Source organism: Tindallia texcoconensis (assembly GCF_055383815.1).
In genome coordinates, this window is sequence record NZ_AP042431.1 from 677,790 (window position 1) to 694,458 (window position 16,669).

Sequence of the window (16,669 nt, forward strand, 5' to 3'; positions counted from 1 at the left end):
CGATAACCCTCCTTTGTTATAAAAAGCGCATCTGGTTTTTTTAGGACTTCCAGTGCTTTTGCTTTATACTTATGTTTACACTACTTGTTTTCTAGTTGCTTTATCGTCTTTTAAGTTCCTAAGATAAACTGTCTTGAACCCATTTTAATGAATATGCCTATTTATTGGAGTTCCCCTTATATTGCAAGTGATCTGAATCCAATACGAATAGTGGCTTTTTCTGATCCACCATACAAATCCCCTCCTTTACTTCTCTAAAATCAGCAAATCAAAATTGGATCCAATATCCACCATCAACATCATACTTCCAATTTTATATTTTGTCAAGAAATTATCAATCTATTTCAGTCTTTTTTTATTCCTTTTATCCATTGCAAATCCATTGTTTTCTGATGGACTATTTTACTCCTTTGATGGAAAGAAGCTTTCTGGAATCTTGATATATGGATTCCCACTGTGGTAGTATGAGTCAAGCGAAATGATTCTGTAAACTGAAAGAAGGTTTTACTATGGTGAACCCCATTAAAATTATGCCCGTACGGGAACGTGTTGCATCAGAGCTCCGAAAAGGGATTTTAACGGAATTTTTTGCACCAGGTACCGAGTTAACCCAAAGCAAAGTCGCCAAAATGTTAGGTGTTTCTAGAATGCCAGTCCGTGAAGCCATTCAAATACTGGCTTCCGAAGGTCTTATTGAAATGCGGCCCAACAGAAGTGCCCTTGTTTTACAGGTACCAGATGCTTTTATTCGAGATCATTTTGATGTACGCATGATTCTGGAATGCGAAACGATTGCAAGGGCCTGTTTGCGTTTTACGGATTATGAAGCATTAAAAGAAGTCCATACTCAACATAAAAATGCAGTTGAATCCAATGAGATGGAAGCAATTCAACATACCAACCAAGCTTTTCATATGCTTATTTGGGATGCAGCTGGCAATAAACGGCTTAAAATGCTTTTAATGCAACTTTGGAGTGGTGTCGCTATCAGTCGGCCCAGTGACAGTATTCTGCATTTGCACAATGAGCATGACCAAATCCTAGAGGCTTTGCTTCGTCGTGATCCTCAGTCAGCTCGAGAAGCCATGAAAAAGCACTTGGAACGTAGCATGCAAGACATATTAAATCGCCAGATTTACCACAAAAGCAGCCCTGGCAAGATTGACTAATAATTCCGCCTATTCCCTATTACATACAAAACCCGCCAATGGCGGGTTTTGTATGTAATAGGGAATAGGACATGTCTTGATTGTTTTTTCCTATAATTTCATCGTTTTTGTATTGATAAACCTCTCGTGCCAACTTAAACAGGTACTCATTTTGTGAGGCGTATGACCAACTGCTTCTTTAGCCTCTTTTAAGTATTCTTCTAACATTTCCCGATAGTCAGGATGTGCACAATTTTGAATGATTGCTTGTGCTCGTTGAGATGGACTTAATCCTCGAAGGTCTGCTAGTCCTTGTTCCGTTACAATAACATCCACATCGTGTTCCGTATGGTCTACATGAGATACCATGGGTACAATGGATGAAATGTCCCCATCTTTTGCCACAGAAGGTGTGGTGAAGATACTGAGATAACTAGCTCTTGCAAAATCACCAGATCCACCAATTCCATTCATCATTTTGGTTCCCATAATGTGGGTAGAGTTCACATTGCCAAAAATATCGGCTTCAATAGCCGTATTCATGGCAATGGACCCAATTCTACGGATTACTTCTGGATTATTACTGATTTCCATAGGCCTAAGCATCACTTTTTCTCTATATTCCTCTAATTTTTGATAAAAACGATCAAAACCTTCTGTCGATAAGGTTAGTGAAGTACCCGAGGCAAAACGAAAAGTACCTTCATCCAGCAAATCCAGAACATTATCTTGAATGACTTCGGAATAAAAGATTAAATCTTTGAATCTTGAATCCGATATCCCTTTAAGAACTGCATTTGCAACACTTCCAACACCTGACTGCAACGGAAGTAAATCCTCAGGAAGACGACCTTCTTTCACTTCTTTTTCAAAAAAACAAATGAGGTTTTTTGCAATTTGCTTGCTGTTTTCATCGACTGGAGCAAATCCAATAGGGTCATCTTTTGCATCGGTTACGACAATGGCTTTGATCTTGCTGGGATCTACTACCATGTATGGTACTCCTATGCGGTCTTCAGGGTTCACCAGGGGAATTGGCTTTCTATTGGGTGGATTCTCTGGCTGATAAATATCGTGAATTCCACACAATTCCAATGGCTTTTGTGTATTGATTTCCACAATGATGGTTTCTGCTTCACTGCAAAACACAGGACTTGCTCCAATGGATGTTGTCGGAATAATATACCCTTCTTCTGTAATTTGTGCTGCTTCCACGAGGGCCACATCAATTTTTCCATAAAATCCATATCTTACTTGTTGAGAAAAATGACTGAGATGAACATCTGAATAATCTACCTGGTTTTTATTTAAAGCTTTTCTCATGGAATTGTTGGTCTGATAAGGCATACGCTTATTGATAAGCCCAGCTTCTACCAAAACGCCATCCAAACTCTGCCCTACAGAAGCTCCCGTGTAAAGATTAATCCAAAAATCCTCATGGCCTCTGTTGATCTCTGCCAAAGCTTCAGGAACTGCCTTAGGATACCCTGTTGGTGTAAATCCACTGGCACCAACGGTCATTCCGCTTTTTATCATTGCTGCTGCTTCTTTGGCTGTCATAACTTTGTTTCTCAGATTTTCGCATAAAACCCTTTCATTCACGATGGCAACCTCCTTTTGTGTTTCTCTCTCATTTCTTTTCCATAAAAAAAGATATGCTCGAAAAGACTTCTTTCCATGAGTGAAAAAAAGCAATCAGCATATCTAACCTTCTCCTGCTTCGACTAAACAAAGGGTCTTTTGTTTAAGAAGCCGTATGGTTAAATGTGAAAGATATCCCTATCTTTGTTATCAATATAACAAGTGAAACAAGAATAGTCAATCCTCTTTATTTTTTATTCGCATTCCACATGATTCTCTAATACCCCACAATACCTGAGGTGACAATTTTTTAACGAAGTAATTAAGGCTTTTTTAGCTGAACCAAAATAATTGTCCCGAAAGACTTCTTCGATTTTTTCTATTTCCATCAGATTTTTCCCCACAAGTACTTTTTGGATAAAAGATTTGGATACATCGGTGATCATAGAACAATCGGCTTCCAAAATAATACCTGTTTCTCTTTCAACTCGAAGCCCCACTGCAATAATCTTATATAGCTGAGCTGCAGTTGTGTTCTCTGGTGGTTTTGCATAGCCACTAACAAAAATTTCTTTCTCTTTCAATGGAAACACCTGCTTTACCTATTTTTAATGTTATCGTAACAAGATCAACTCTTCCTGTCAATCTTCAGATTGATGGGTGGCTTTGGAAACAATCACCATCACTGCAATAGAAACCATAGCCGCCGGCACCATAGAAATATACAATCCATCCCAAATAGCCCAATCCAAGGCCAATCCTGCTTCAATAATTTCTTCTTCGTAATTTGCTTCTCTTGTATAGGGGAATACCAGTATAAAGAAAATCACCCAGGACACAAGGCCAGAGAAAAAGGAAGCAATAGCACCTTTTGCATTGGCTTTTTTCCAGAAAAACCCAAAAACAAAGGGGGCAAACACCGTGCATAATTGAAGTGATCCCGAAAAAACAATTAACCGATATACAGTCTCAAAGTATAGAGCAATGGCCAAAGCTATCATCATGGTTGCTGGAATTGCAATTCGAACTGCCTTTAGCTCTTGTTCCTTGGTTGCTTCTGGTTTAAAGTGTTTGTATAGATTATGTCCAGCCATTGTAGCTGATATGAGCGTTGTATTTCCTACTGTACTGATAATCGCACCAGCTAGAGAAACAACAAAAATCGTAGCTGCCCAAGGGGGAAGAAAATTGTCAGCTACCCAAGGCAGTACCATTTCTACGGTGTTAAGCGGCAACTCCAGTCCCCATGTAAACATAGCAATTCCAATGGTTACTGGTATAATTCCCATTACAAGGTAAACAAATCCGCTGATAATAAATCCTTTAGATGCTACTTCTTCATCTCTTGCTGCCAACACTCTTTGAAGAATCACTTGGCTTGGTACATCTCCAAGTCCCAAGGCCGCCCAAGCAGATAGATAAAAAGCAATACCTAAAATTCCAGTGTACCACAAATAGCCTCCATCTTCTGCCGCGACGGGAGTAAAGGCAAAGGTCGGAAGTTCCAACCAATTATCTGCTTCTGCAAAAAAGAATTCCCAGCCACCTACTTCACCAATCGTAACTGGCAACATGATAAATAAACCGACAATAATAAGTAACATCGCAAGGAAATCTACCCTTGATAATGCCCAAAGCCCTCCGAAGTAAGTAACAAAAATCATCACAATAGAAACCAGTATAATGGCTCCCGCCATGCTAAAGCCAGTAGTCAGAAACACAATGACTCCCAAGGCCACTAGCTGACCTCCCAGCCAGCCAATAGCGGCTAGCATTTGTATAATAAGATAGAGCATCCCCATTTTTGTTCCATATCGCTCATTCATAAAATCCACCACAGTGGTGTACCCAGACTTTCTTAAACGTTTGGCGAAGAAAAAGCCTATAATGAACATCATCAACACAGGAGCGAAAGGATCAAAAATAACAGCCTGAAGTCCACCTACATAGGCTTCTCCAGCGGCTCCCATCATTGCACCGGCACAGATCCAAGTAGCACAAATAGATGGCACCAGAAAAGGCAAACTAAGCCCTCTTCCAGCTAAAGCCAAGTCATCTGACTCACCGATACGACCTGCGTATCGAAACCCCATATACAAAACAAACAAAATAAACAGGCCCAGAATCGTCAAAATCCAATTAGCTGATTGGAATACTTCTATGTAATCACTCTCAACAACCTGCAATGTTCCTATGTTCATATTCTAACCTCCTCCTTCATTGACACGGAATATTCCCATTCTACACTTTTTGAACCTATTTACACAAGATCTTTTTTGAGAAAAATAAAAGACACTTCTTTCTTACTCAAGAAGTGTCTTGCTAGTCGTTATTTTGCTTTATAATTTGTTCTCAAAAAATCGATTTCTTTTTTATACCCATCCAGCTCGTTAGGCGTTTCAAGATTAAAGGGGATTTCCTTTAATCTCGGATGATTGATCATTCGTATAATAGCTTGATCTCCTAGTGTTCCTTCACCGATCACTTCGTGACGATCTTTGTGAGATGCAAACTCCATTTTACTATCGTTTAAATGAAATGCCTTTAAGCGATCCAAGCCTACGGTCCGATCTACATCTTCCAGCACTTCATCCAAATTATTTACCACATCGTATCCAGCAGAATATAGATGACAGCTATCCAAACAAATGCCTACTTTTTCATTATGATGAACGCCCTTAATAATCGTATCTAATTCTTCCAAAGAACTGCCAACTTCTGTTCCTTTCCCAGACATTCCTTCCAGCAAAACTGTGGCCTGTGTATCTTCTGAAATAGACTCATTCATAGCCTGGATAATGAGTTGGATCCCTTTTTCTTTTCCTTGGCCTACATGAGAACCAGGATGAAATATATACACACTTTCTGGCAACTGATTCAATCGTTTCAGATCATCTTGAAAAATCATTTTAGCGAACTCTCGAGTCGCTTTTTTATCCGAGCAAAGATTCATAGTGTAGGAAGCGTGTGCAAACAAAGGACCAAACTCATGCTCTATCATAAGTTGTTTTAATTTGCTAATATCCTCGGAATCGATTTCTTTGGCTTTTCCACCTCTTGGATTTCGAGTGAAAAACTGAAATGTATTGGCTCCTATTTCTACTGCCGCCTGTCCTGCTTTATAAAATCCCTTTGTAATGGATATATGGCATCCAATGGTTAACATGGTTTTCCTCCTAGCTTCTGTTCCTTTAAAGATTGGCGCTACTTTGGATCAATGGTCGCCGTTTCCTATCTTCACTCTCTGCTTATTCAGAAAGCGTTCTCCAGTCTCCGTATTCCATATAGGCTTGTGTCTGTTTTCGGATCTTCGATCCATGAAGTCTTTCCACCATGTGAAGGCTTAAATCTATGCCTGCTGAAATTCCACCGCAAGTGGCGATAGGCCCATGATCAATCATTCGTTTATTTGGATTAAGGATGGTATTAGGTGCATTTTTCTTAAGGACATCCAGTACCAAGTGATGGGTGGTAGATTCCAAGCCATCCAAAAGTCCAATTTTCCCCAATAATACGGAACCAGTGCATACGGACATGATTATCTCTGTCTCTAATTGTGTTTTTCGAATCCACTCCAGCACTTTAGATTTTTTTACTTGGCTATGGGTTCCTTCTCCACCAGGAATAATCAATATATCTACCTTGGGATGATCTTCTATGGCGTAATCCGCAATAACTTTTAACCCATTCACCGTGTTGATGATGCCTTGGGTTTCCCCTATAGTAAATACATCAAAAAGAGTATGATCATTCAATTCTGAAGTAACAGAGTAAACTTCATAGGGGCCTGCAAAGTCCAATACTTCCATTTTATCAAAAATATAAATGCCTACGTTGCGCATCATAAAGCTCTTTCTCCTCTCTGTGTTGGTTTAAGACCACGTTTCCACGTGGCTATATTTTTGGCCATTGATTTCCCATTTTTATCCTTTCCCACATCGTATTTTTTTCCTCCCTTCAAATGGGCCTTCTATCTTTTACCTAGCATCAATCTATCTTTAACCTCTATTCACTCTACCCTCGTTTTCCACCTTGAAACAAGGTATAATAGAACTATCTGAAGGAGGGTGCTTATGGAATGGAACCGTAAAAATATTGAAAATTGGTTGCTCGTCACTATGATCATCACCTTTTCCGGCCAAGTATATTTGAGTCCTTTACCTGGCATATTTCGCCTTTCTATGGCAGTAGCGGCCTTAACGGTGACTTTAATTCACTTTCAAAAACTACCAGTCATGTTGGTTTGCTGCACCGTTGCTTTTACAATTCCACTTTTTCGAGCTCTGGTGGATTACATAAGCCTACCTTCTTCTAACTTCAATAGTTTATTCCTAGGCTATCTACCTGTTTTTATTTACTATTTGTCCTACGGCACTTTATTTGAATTTTTACAGATTCGAAAAAAACTACACAGTCCTATGCTCTTTATGTTTTCTTTATGGTTTGTGGATAGCTTCTCTAATATCATTGAACTATCTTTTCGTCAACTCCTACAACGATCAGAAATTGGAGATGCGATTTTACAGATCATCTTAATGGGCATGGCAAGAACCGTTCTAACTTATTTCCTTTACAACACTACCTTATATTATATTGAACGATACGATCGAAGTATCAAAGAAAAGAAGTATCGTGAAACCATTCTTTTTCTTTCCAGCCTTCGTTCTGAACTTTTTTTTATCCGAAAGTCTATTGTAGATATTGAAGAAGCCATGCGAGAAAGCTATGGCCTTTATAACCAATTGCAACCGGGCCCCCTTAAAGAACAAGCCCTTAGTGTGGCTAAAAATATCCATGAAATAAAAAAGGATTATGTTCGCGTAGCAGAAGGAATGGAGAAAGCCTTAGCAGGTGAACAGGATTATTCTCTGATTAGCATCCGAGAACTTTTTGATTTATTAAAGGAAAACTATTCCAGTTTCGCTAGAAGCAAACAATTGGATGTTCGTTTTTCTTTTCAATGTCGCCATAATATCATGATCTCTGAATACTATCCATTACTATCTATTTTAAACAATTTATTGATTAATGCCTTAGAAGCGATCCCATCAGAAGGCTCTATTGTAGTGAAATCTTTTGTGGACAACGATCATTACCATTTTCAGGTCATGGACAATGGAGAAGGCTTTGACCTAGAGGATAGGGATCTTCTGTTTTTACCAGGCTATTCCACTAAATATGATCTCGTTACTGGTAAAATGTCTACAGGCATTGGTCTTTCTCATGCCAAAGAAATTGTTGAAAAGCATTTTTCTGGACGTATACAGGTTGACACATTGCAAAACTCAAAATGGACAAGATTCTGGTTTCAAATACCCGTAAGTAAACTATTGGAGGAGGCATCCTAATGATACCAAGTTTTTATATCACAGATGATGATCTTAGTGTTCAACGTATTTTAAAAAGCATTATTGAGAAGCATGATCTTGGAACTGTTATGGGGTGTTCTGATAACGGCAAAACAGCCATCCAAGAAATTCAAAGGCTCCAACCAGATATTGTACTCGTAGATCTGTTGATGCCACAAGTTGATGGTATTGGGGTTGTTTCTTGTCTTCATCAATCAGGCTGTAGCAGTTCTTTTATTATGATCTCTCAAGTGAATTCCTGTGACATGATTTCAAATGCCTATGATGAGGGAATTGAGTTTTTTATTAGTAAGCCCATCAATGTGGTAGAGGTAGTCGCTGTCATCAAAAATGTAATTGAAAAGCATAGCCTCACCCAAATGCTCCATTCTTTTGAAAGTGCAATGAAAACAGTTCGTGGCCCTAGGGATTTTCCTCATAGTCCCCTTCCTTCTAAAGATACAAAATCTTATATTCGGATGATCTTAGCAAACCTAGGAATTTCTGGTGAAGCTGGTTGTCAGGATTTAATCCAGCTTATTTACTTATTAACTACCAACCAATTAACAAACTTAAAATCCGGAAATGTCAAAATGGCAGATGCCTACCAATTAGTAAAGGATCATTATCAAGAAAGAGGTTCCATTATTAACCCAGGTACCATTGAACAACGTATCCGCAGGTCTATTAAAAGTGCCCTAAATAATTTAGCCCATCGGGGCTTGGAAGATTATCATGACGATATTTTCATCCAATACTCCACACTTCTCTTTGAGTTTGCTGAAGTTCGCAAAGAAATGGATTATTTAAAAAGGAAAAGCCCTTACGGCGGTAAAATAAGCGTGCGAAAATTTGTGGAAGGAATTCAAATACTCCTATCTGATCTCCAATAAGCCACCTGGTGAAATTTCAATCAATTCCAGCTATTCTGTGTTTTTTTCTGTCCTATTTTGTCTTTTTCTGTCATGTAACCTGTATGCTTGAGATGTCGTTATATTCGTAACAAAGTGTGCAAAAGGAGGAATTATTTTGAAAGGCAAAATGACGCTCACCACTAAAATTCTGTTGGGTCTAGTAGCTGGTCTGGTGGCTGGTCTGATTCTGCAGGGAGCCCCGGACTTTGTCAACACATTTATCGCTCCGCTTGGGCAACTCTTCTTGAACATGATCATGATGATTATCGTTCCCCTAGTCTTTTCCTCGCTCATTGTTGGAGCCGCCAGTGTTGGAGATCCTAAAACCCTGGGTCGCATGGGTGGCAAAACCCTCGCCTACTATTTGGTTACAACTGCCTTTGCCATTACTATTGGTTTGGCCTTAGGAGCCCTTTTCAAACCAGGCGTTGGGCTATCGATGCCAGTAGATGCCAATGTTGCTGCTTCCGAGGCACCAGCCCTTACAGAAACACTGTTGAATATTATTCCTCGAAATGCCATTAGTGCTATGGCCGATGGCAATATGCTTCAAATCATTGTATTTGCCTTGTTCTTAGGCGTTGCATTTAATTCCTTACCTGAAAACAAAGGAAAAGTGTTTATTGATTTCTTTGACGGATTAGCGGAAATTATGTATAAAGTAACCTCTTATGTAATGGCTTTTGCTCCTATTGGTGTGTTTGGACTTATTACCCCAGTGGTAGTCAATCATGGATTATCCGTTCTACTTCCCTTAGCTACTGTCATTGGAGCTGTCTATCTGGGATGTATCTTGCACGCCGCCATTGTTTACAGCACCGCAGTATCTGTTATAGGTAAAATGAGTCCTGTAAAATTTTTCAAAGGCATCGCACCAGCGGCTATCACAGCTTTTAGTACCACCAGTAGTGCTGGCACATTGCCTGTTACCATTAAATGTGCCCGTGAAAATCTAGGTGTCTCCCAGAAGGTTTCCAGTTTTGTTTTGCCTCTTGGAGCGACCATCAATATGGATGGAACTGCACTTTACCAAGGGGTTAGCGTTTTATTCGTTGCCCAAGTATATGGCATTGAACTGACCATGGCACAAATGGGAACGATTATTCTCACCGCTACTCTGGCCTCTATCGGAACTGCCGGAGTACCAGGAGCTGGTATGATTATGCTTTCTTTAGTATTAACGTCTATCGGTCTCCCTCTGGATGGCGTTGCCTTAGTAGCAGGCATTGATCGAATTTTGGATATGGCAAGAACTTCTGTGAATGTGATTGGTGATGGATCAGCAGCTGTTGTTGTAGCCGCCACCGAAGGCGAATTAGATGTGCCGGAAGAAGCTCAACTAGGCTAACAGCTTTGATGCATCTCTATCTTCCATAAAAGCCTGGTGAAATGCCAGGCTTTTTCAGTGTCATATCCCTGAATAAACCTGGCATTTATGTTTTCTACACGAAAGGAGCCTACTATTATGAAGGAAAAAACCGTTGGTATTTTAGGTGGCATGGGGCCTGAAGCTACTTGGGATCTTTTTGGCCGAATCATCAAAGAAAGTCCAGCTGAAAAAGATTCTGATCATCTGAGAGTGATCATTGATTCTAATCCCAAAATTCCTGACCGAACAAAAGCCATTCTTCACCAAGGGACTAGCCCTATTGAATCCCTCATCCAAACGGCTGAAAATCTGGAAAAAGCGGGAGCTAATTTTCTATTGATGCCCTGCATGACCGCTCATTATTTCTATCAAAAAGTACAAGATGCCCTAAATATTCCTTTGGTAAATGCTTTTCAACTGATGCGACAAACCATTGAATCTAATTTTTCAGATCAGGCTCAGATTCTTGTATTGGCCACTAGTGGAAGTATCCAATCTGGGTTATATGAAACTTATCTGAATTCTGATATGCTTGTTTTCCCAGGAGAAACGATTCAGGAAGAAGAAGTGATGGATATTATTTATGGATCTCGAGGGGTAAAAGCTGGTTATGTGGATGAACATAATATAGAACGAACATATCGATTAATGCAGCGTTACCAACAATCTGGCATCTCTGCTTGCATTGCTGGCTGTACTGAAATTGGTTTGTTACTAAAAAACCAACCTTCTCCTCTACCTGTCATTGATCCTTTAGATCTATTAGCAAAAGAAGCTGTCCTCATGGCAAAGCAGTAAGGATTATCCAACCATCATGGGTGTTTTTTGGAATTGGGAGTTATAAAGTCCAGCATAAATGCCATTCTTTTCCATTAAGGTCTTATGATCTCCCTCTTCTACAATACCTTCATCCGTTAGTACCATAATTCTGTCTGCGTTTTGAATAGTAGCCAACCGATGGGCGATGACCAAGGTAGTTCTCTGATGAGATAAGGCAGTTAAGGATTTTTGAATCAATTTTTCTGTTTCGTTATCCAAAGCTGAAGTCGCTTCGTCTAGTATAAGAATGGGAGGGTTTTTCAGGAAAATACGAGCAATTGACAGGCGCTGTTTTTGACCTCCAGACAGTTTAATGCCTCTTTCTCCAATATACGTATCATATCCATGCTCTAACTTAAGGATAAAGTCGTGGGCATTTGCCAACTTTGCTGCTTGAACTACCTCTTCCTCTGTAGCCTCTACGCTGGCATAGGCAATATTTTCTCGCACACTTCCAGAAAAAAGAAAAACATCTTGTTGAACTGTACCAATGTGGCTTCTTAAGGACTGTTGTGTAAACCGTTTGATGTCCCGACCATCAATGGTGATGGAACCTTTATCCAATTCATAAAAACGAGGAATCAAATTGCAGAGTGTTGTTTTTCCTGCACCAGAAGGGCCTACTAAGGCAACGGTTTCGCCAGGCTTCATGGTAAAACTTAAGCCATTTAGCACATTTATCTTTTCATCCTCTCTAGGATTGTAACTAAAAGCCACGTTTTCAAAGGAAACCTCTCCGTGTACTTCTTCGACATCAATAGCACCTGGCTGATCTTTTATCTCTGGTTCCAACTCTAAGGTTTCAATAAATCGATGGAATCCTGCCATTCCCTTTTGATAATTTTCCACCAATACCGTTAATTTTCGCATGGGCTGAAGAAACATCGACACATACAGTAAAAAGCCCATTAGCTCACCGGTTTTCATGGACCCTTGATAAACGAAAATACCACCAAAAGTAATGACCGCTAAATTGATGATATTTGTAAAGAAGTTGGCGCCAGCAAAAAATTCTGCCATTACTTTCAGTGTTTTTTCTTTTGAATTCCGAAATTCTTCATTTCCTTTTTTAAACTTTTCTTCTTCTACACTTTCATTGGTAAAGGATTTCACCACACGAGCTCCCGAAATACTATCTTCCACCTGTGCATTTATATCTGCTAGTTTCCGTCTCATATTTCGAAAGGCCAATTGCATTCGTTTATTCTTCAGAATGGTAAAAGCCATGACAATCGGAATCAAGGAAAAGGTAATCAATGTTAATTGCCAATTCATATTTAGCATAATAAAAAAGGATCCGGTTAAAGTCACCATGGCTATGAATAAATCTTCTGGCCCATGATGTGCCAGCTCGGATATTTCGTTGAGATCATTTACCAATCTGGACATTACATGTCCTGTTTTTGTATTGTCGTAATAGGTAAAGGATTGTTTCTGTATGTGCTGAAATAAGTCTTTTCTCATATGGTATTCCATTCGAATTCCCAGCACATGCCCCCAATAATCTACAATATATTGCAAAAGGGCTCTAATCATAAAGAAAAGAAACATGCCGCTTGCAATCATGATGAAAAGCTTAAGATTTCCTGCAGGAATGATATCATCAATCATCACGGACACCATAAAGGGAAAAACCAAGTCCATGAGAGCCGTCACAAATGCACATCCAAAATCTAGGCAAAACAAAGGCAAATGCGGCTTATAATATCCAATAAATTTTTTGAGCATAAAATAACCTTCTTTCTCTTTGTCCATACGCATCTTTTGACAGATAAAGATGCAGTTTCATATGGTGTTTCTAGGGTAATATATACCTGATGTTATAAATTTTATCATAGGTCTGCTAGAATCACAACGGTAGAAGTATGGTGAAACTTTTTTGATCCTATGGCGTCTATATCTTTAGTAAAGCCAACAAAGGAGGCATTAAAATGTTTATACTATCTGTCCATCAAAAGCGTCGTCCTCTCTCTGTATTCCTTTTCATGGTGTTCCTCTTCTTTGTACTTGCTGGGTCAGGATGTAGTGCTCCCAGTAATGATTCTGCTATGGTTTCAGATTATGATACAGGCCATCTAGCTGCTGAAAGTGCACCTGAAATGGATATGCCTCAGGATGAAGCCTCTCAGGAACGTGGCCATGGATCGGGAGTAGACCTGGGAAACGTACATGAAAGTCAGCACAAAATCATTTATACTGGCAACATTACTATGGAAACCTTAACTTTTGAAGAAACCATCGAACAGGTCACAATCTACGTCCAAGAAATAGGAGGTTATACAGAAAGTTCTTCTATTGAAGGGCGTCGAATCAGTGATTCTCCTCGACAATCTAGACGATATGCCCATTATACCTTTCGTATCCCTGAAGCTCGTTTTACTCGTTTTGCCGATGACATGAAAGAACTGGGAAATGTCACTTCTGAAAGCACCCAAGGCGAGAATATCACAGAACGGTATTTCGACACCGAAGCTCGACTCAACAGCTTACAAGTGCAAGAAGAACGACTGCTAAGTCTACTGGAAAAGGCCGATAGTATTGATGATATCATGCGCATTGAGAGCGAATTATCCCATATCCGCTACCAGGTCGAAAGCCTAACTGGCAGTTTACAGAAATGGGATAATCTAGTTCAGTATTCCACCCTTCACCTAAGTATCCGTGAAGTGGATGAGATAACTGCCGATCCAGATAGTTCACCAGGTTTTCTAAGGGATTTGCAGGATGCACTGGAAGATTCCATCCTTGCTGTTATCGAATCTTTAAAGTTTGTTGTCACCTTCCTCATTATGGCGACCCCCTTTGTAGTAGTTTTTGGTTCATTCTTTCTACTACTTCGAAAGGGTTACAAAAAATTCATTGAGCCCAGACGAAAAAACAAACAACAATCAAAACCACCAAAACCACCACTAGAATAAATAAAAAATCTTCGGATAAGATCCGAAGAATTTTTGTTCTATCTATTGACTAATACGTGCAGCTGTTAAAAATCGAGGTCCCCAGTAAGAGGGGTCCTCTACATCATCAAAGGAAACTGTGGTCCCAGCAGATGGAGCATGAATAAATTGACCATCGCCGGCATAGAACCCAACATGGGATGGACCTGCTTGATATGCTGTAAAGAAAACCAGGTCTCCTGGTTGCATTTCATCTTTGGAGATATGTTCCACAGACTGATACATATCTGAGCTGGATCGCGGCAATACAATGCCGTGCTTTGTTAAGACATAAGATACATACCCTGAACAATCAAATCCTATGTCTGGGTTGGAACCACCAAATCGATAGGGGGTGCCTTTTAAAGCCAAGGCTTCTTCCAGAATACTTTCTCGCATATCTTCAATGGCGGCTGCTTCTTCCTGCAGGAGTCTTTCTGCTTCTTTTAGCATTTTGTCCACGGTTTTTTCTGCTTGTTCTCCCATGGATTTTGTCAACATTACAGAAGCTTCAGCTCTGGTGACTGGATGAGTTGGCTTAAAATCACCATCAGGATAGCCAGAAATCCAATTTTTTTCAAAAGCTTTCAGTACATAAGCTTGATACTCTTCAGAAATATCATTATAATCCATGATTTGTTCTATGAAGGATTCGCATCCTTGTGTGTCTTTTGAAAGCTGTGTTCGTATGAGAATCCTTGCGGCTTCTTCCCGAGTAATTTCCTCATCTAAGGCCATACTTTCTGACCCTCCCGCCTCAATGGCACCTATTTCTTCTGCACCACGTATGTAATTCATTGCCCAATGTTCCTCTTCTGCTATCTGATAATGGCGATGACTGGTTTTCATTGCTAAAACAATGAATTCTGCTTTACTAATGGAATCGTTTGGTCGAAAAGTCTGATCATTGTATCCTCTAACCACATTCATATCTGATAACGTTAACACATACCCTACATGCCAATCTCTTAGATCCACATCGGCAAATCCAGATCCGTTATTGGATGCAAAAGCCGAAGTCCTACTTATGCTCATGACTAGGATGACGAGAACTAAAATTTTTGTAAGTCTCACACTGTCACTCCTTTTAATCCTTTATTACGACTTAAACAACAAAACCACTCTCACAGCTTAAGTCCTTCCAATTTAAAGAAAATTATATCATAAAATCATCTTTTGTAAACTGTTTTCCTTGGTTTCTACGTCCTTTCATTTAGGACATTTGCCATGCATAAAGCCACGACTCCTTATGTCTCCCCTTGACACCCAAAGGCCGTATGATTGATAATAGTTCCAAGTATAGGATTTCTATCCTATGAAAAAGAACCGATAGGAATGATGATCATGACAAAAAAACGAGTTGTTTTTTTGGTGGATATGAATGCGTTTTTTATTAGCTGCGAAATGAGCCGCAAAAATGCATTGAAAAAAGTTCCTGCTGCTGTTGCTGGTGATCCTCAAAAACGAACTGGCATCATTTTAGCAGCAAATTATTTGGCCCGAGATTATGGTGTTAAAACGGCGATGACCTTGCATGAAGCCTGGAAAAAATGTCCCCATTTAACAACGGTTCCCCCTGATCATTCTTATTACAGCCAACGATCCAAAGAAGTCATGGATTGTTTGTCTGGCTATACTCCAGTGGTTGAGCAAAACAGTATCGATGAAGCTTGGCTGGATATGACTGGATCAGAAAAACTTTTAGGTCCGCCACATCAAACAGCTCAAAAGATTATGGAGAAGCTAAATACCCAACTGGATTTATGGTGTTCCATAGGTATTTCTGATAATAAATTTTTAGCTAAAATGGCTGCAGATATGAAAAAACCCCTAGGAATCACGGAATTGTGGCCTCAGGATCTCCCTATAAAACTCTGGCCTTTACCTGTACAAGCAATGCATGGAATCGGAAAAAAAACCATGGAAAAACTTCACCAGTTGCACATTTATACCATCCGTGATTTAGCCCATTTTCATCCTGCAGACTTATTAAAACACTTGGGTAGTCAAGGGATGGACCTGCACCAAAAAGCCAATGGGATTCACCCATCTGAAGTAGTTCCACATTTAAAAGAAGATATGAAATCCATTGGTCGGTCTATGACTTTAGTGACAGATGCATGCACAGCAGCATCTGTCCGTTCCATTTTTTTATCCTTAGCGGAAGAGGTAGGAATACGAGCCAGAAAACACCATAAAAAAGGGACGAAGATCCAAATTGTTCTGAAGTTTCATGATTTCAGCACCATTACCCGACAAGCTACAGTCCCTGCCACCTATTATACAAAGGATCTTTTTGATATAGGCTTTCGTTTATTGAAAAACAATTGGCCCAGCAACAAAAGCGTTCGTCTAATTGGCATTAGCCTTTCTGGGTTTACTCTTCAGGAGTCAGGAGAGCAAATGAGTATTTTTGATGCCTTAGAGCATTCTCATCCAAATAAACCAGTAGACAAGACCCATCAACTTGATGAAGTACTGGATCAAATACGAAAAAAGCACGGCTCTCAAACTATCAGCCGTGCTTCTTTGCTCCGTAAGAATCGATGAAATT

General features: G+C 39.7%; 14 protein-coding genes. 7 read left to right on the forward strand and 7 right to left on the reverse strand.

Annotated elements, in window-relative coordinates; translation table 11 throughout:
- The first annotated feature begins 509 nt into the window (after nucleotides 1-509).
- Nucleotides 510-1,169 (forward strand): GntR family transcriptional regulator, encoded by a 660-nt coding sequence (locus tag ACZ47N_RS03205; RefSeq protein WP_464887704.1) that lies wholly within the window; start codon nucleotides 510-512, stop codon nucleotides 1,167-1,169.
- A 90-nt stretch (nucleotides 1,170-1,259) separates the two neighbouring features.
- Here the strand turns inward: ACZ47N_RS03205 and ACZ47N_RS03210 are convergent, their stop codons facing one another.
- The 5 genes from ACZ47N_RS03210 to ACZ47N_RS03230 all read right to left on the reverse strand — a co-directional run bounded on the left by ACZ47N_RS03210 (nucleotide 1,260) and on the right by ACZ47N_RS03230 (nucleotide 6,574).
- Nucleotides 1,260-2,750, reverse strand: a complete 1,491-nt coding sequence (locus tag ACZ47N_RS03210; RefSeq protein WP_464887705.1) for an acetyl-CoA hydrolase/transferase family protein — start codon at nucleotides 2,748-2,750, stop codon at nucleotides 1,260-1,262.
- A gap of 233 nt (nucleotides 2,751-2,983) precedes the next feature.
- Nucleotides 2,984-3,313, reverse strand: coding sequence for a DUF3870 domain-containing protein (locus tag ACZ47N_RS03215; protein ID WP_464887706.1), 330 nt, complete (start codon nucleotides 3,311-3,313; stop codon nucleotides 2,984-2,986).
- 57 nt (nucleotides 3,314-3,370) lie between these two features.
- Nucleotides 3,371-4,930: a sodium:solute symporter family transporter gene (locus ACZ47N_RS03220; protein WP_464887707.1), complete on the reverse strand. Its 1,560-nt coding sequence runs from the start codon at nucleotides 4,928-4,930 to the stop codon at nucleotides 3,371-3,373.
- A gap of 128 nt (nucleotides 4,931-5,058) precedes the next feature.
- Nucleotides 5,059-5,895 (reverse strand): deoxyribonuclease IV, encoded by an 837-nt coding sequence (locus ACZ47N_RS03225; protein ID WP_464887708.1) that lies wholly within the window; start codon nucleotides 5,893-5,895, stop codon nucleotides 5,059-5,061.
- An 82-nt stretch (nucleotides 5,896-5,977) separates the two neighbouring features.
- Complete coding sequence (locus tag ACZ47N_RS03230; RefSeq protein ID WP_464887709.1) at nucleotides 5,978-6,574, reverse strand: DJ-1/PfpI family protein; 597 nt, start codon at nucleotides 6,572-6,574, stop codon at nucleotides 5,978-5,980.
- 228 nt (nucleotides 6,575-6,802) lie between these two features.
- On the opposite strand from ACZ47N_RS03230, the gene ACZ47N_RS03235 reads away from it, so the two are divergent.
- From ACZ47N_RS03235 to cuyB, 4 genes are all read left to right on the forward strand, one after another.
- A complete protein-coding gene (locus ACZ47N_RS03235; protein WP_464887710.1) occupies nucleotides 6,803-8,077 on the forward strand; it encodes an ATP-binding protein in 1,275 nt (424 codons plus the stop codon).
- A complete protein-coding gene (locus ACZ47N_RS03240; RefSeq protein ID WP_464887711.1) occupies nucleotides 8,077-8,970 on the forward strand; it encodes a DNA-binding domain-containing protein in 894 nt (297 codons plus the stop codon). Before ACZ47N_RS03235 ends, ACZ47N_RS03240 begins: the two co-directional genes overlap by 1 nt.
- 136 nt (nucleotides 8,971-9,106) lie before the next feature.
- Entirely contained in the window at nucleotides 9,107-10,339 is a 1,233-nt protein-coding gene (locus tag ACZ47N_RS03245; protein WP_464887712.1) for a dicarboxylate/amino acid:cation symporter, read from the forward strand.
- Between the two features lie 117 nt (nucleotides 10,340-10,456).
- Complete coding sequence (gene cuyB, locus ACZ47N_RS03250; protein ID WP_464887713.1) at nucleotides 10,457-11,158, forward strand: cysteate racemase; 702 nt, start codon at nucleotides 10,457-10,459, stop codon at nucleotides 11,156-11,158.
- Nucleotides 11,159-11,161: 3 nt separating this feature from the next.
- Here cuyB and ACZ47N_RS03255 read toward each other — a convergent pair whose 3' ends face one another.
- Nucleotides 11,162-12,907 (reverse strand): ABC transporter ATP-binding protein, encoded by a 1,746-nt coding sequence (locus ACZ47N_RS03255; protein ID WP_464887714.1) that lies wholly within the window; start codon nucleotides 12,905-12,907, stop codon nucleotides 11,162-11,164.
- A gap of 203 nt (nucleotides 12,908-13,110) precedes the next feature.
- Between ACZ47N_RS03255 and ACZ47N_RS03260 the strand changes: the two genes are divergently transcribed.
- Complete coding sequence (locus ACZ47N_RS03260; RefSeq protein WP_464887715.1) at nucleotides 13,111-14,097, forward strand: DUF4349 domain-containing protein; 987 nt, start codon at nucleotides 13,111-13,113, stop codon at nucleotides 14,095-14,097.
- Nucleotides 14,098-14,139: 42 nt separating this feature from the next.
- On the opposite strand, the gene ACZ47N_RS03265 is transcribed toward ACZ47N_RS03260, so the two are convergent.
- Complete coding sequence (locus ACZ47N_RS03265; protein WP_464887716.1) at nucleotides 14,140-15,189, reverse strand: NlpC/P60 family protein; 1,050 nt, start codon at nucleotides 15,187-15,189, stop codon at nucleotides 14,140-14,142.
- 270 nt (nucleotides 15,190-15,459) lie between these two features.
- Here ACZ47N_RS03265 and dinB point away from each other — a divergent pair, with 270 nt between their 5' ends.
- Entirely contained in the window at nucleotides 15,460-16,665 is a 1,206-nt protein-coding gene (gene dinB / locus ACZ47N_RS03270; protein ID WP_464887717.1) for a DNA polymerase IV, read from the forward strand.
- Nucleotides 16,666-16,669 lie beyond the last annotated feature (4 nt).

What these genes read in the sequence shown, in the direction of transcription:
- cuyB (WP_464887713.1), top strand. Translation starts at nt 10,457, where the DNA reads ATGAAGGAAAAAACCGTTGGTATTTTAGGTGGCATGGGGCCTGAAGCT.
- ACZ47N_RS03260 (WP_464887715.1), top strand. Translation starts at nt 13,111, where the DNA reads ATGTTTATACTATCTGTCCATCAAAAGCGTCGTCCTCTCTCTGTATTC.
- ACZ47N_RS03230 (WP_464887709.1), bottom strand. Translation starts at nt 6,574, where the DNA reads ATGATGCGCAACGTAGGCATTTATATTTTTGATAAAATGGAAGTATTG.
- ACZ47N_RS03235 (WP_464887710.1), top strand. Translation starts at nt 6,803, where the DNA reads ATGGAATGGAACCGTAAAAATATTGAAAATTGGTTGCTCGTCACTATG.
- dinB (WP_464887717.1), top strand. Translation starts at nt 15,460, where the DNA reads ATGACAAAAAAACGAGTTGTTTTTTTGGTGGATATGAATGCGTTTTTT.
- ACZ47N_RS03205 (WP_464887704.1), top strand. Translation starts at nt 510, where the DNA reads ATGGTGAACCCCATTAAAATTATGCCCGTACGGGAACGTGTTGCATCA.
- ACZ47N_RS03220 (WP_464887707.1), bottom strand. Translation starts at nt 4,930, where the DNA reads ATGAACATAGGAACATTGCAGGTTGTTGAGAGTGATTACATAGAAGTA.
- ACZ47N_RS03240 (WP_464887711.1), top strand. Translation starts at nt 8,077, where the DNA reads ATGATACCAAGTTTTTATATCACAGATGATGATCTTAGTGTTCAACGT.
- ACZ47N_RS03255 (WP_464887714.1), bottom strand. Translation starts at nt 12,907, where the DNA reads ATGCTCAAAAAATTTATTGGATATTATAAGCCGCATTTGCCTTTGTTT.
- ACZ47N_RS03225 (WP_464887708.1), bottom strand. Translation starts at nt 5,895, where the DNA reads ATGTTAACCATTGGATGCCATATATCCATTACAAAGGGATTTTATAAA.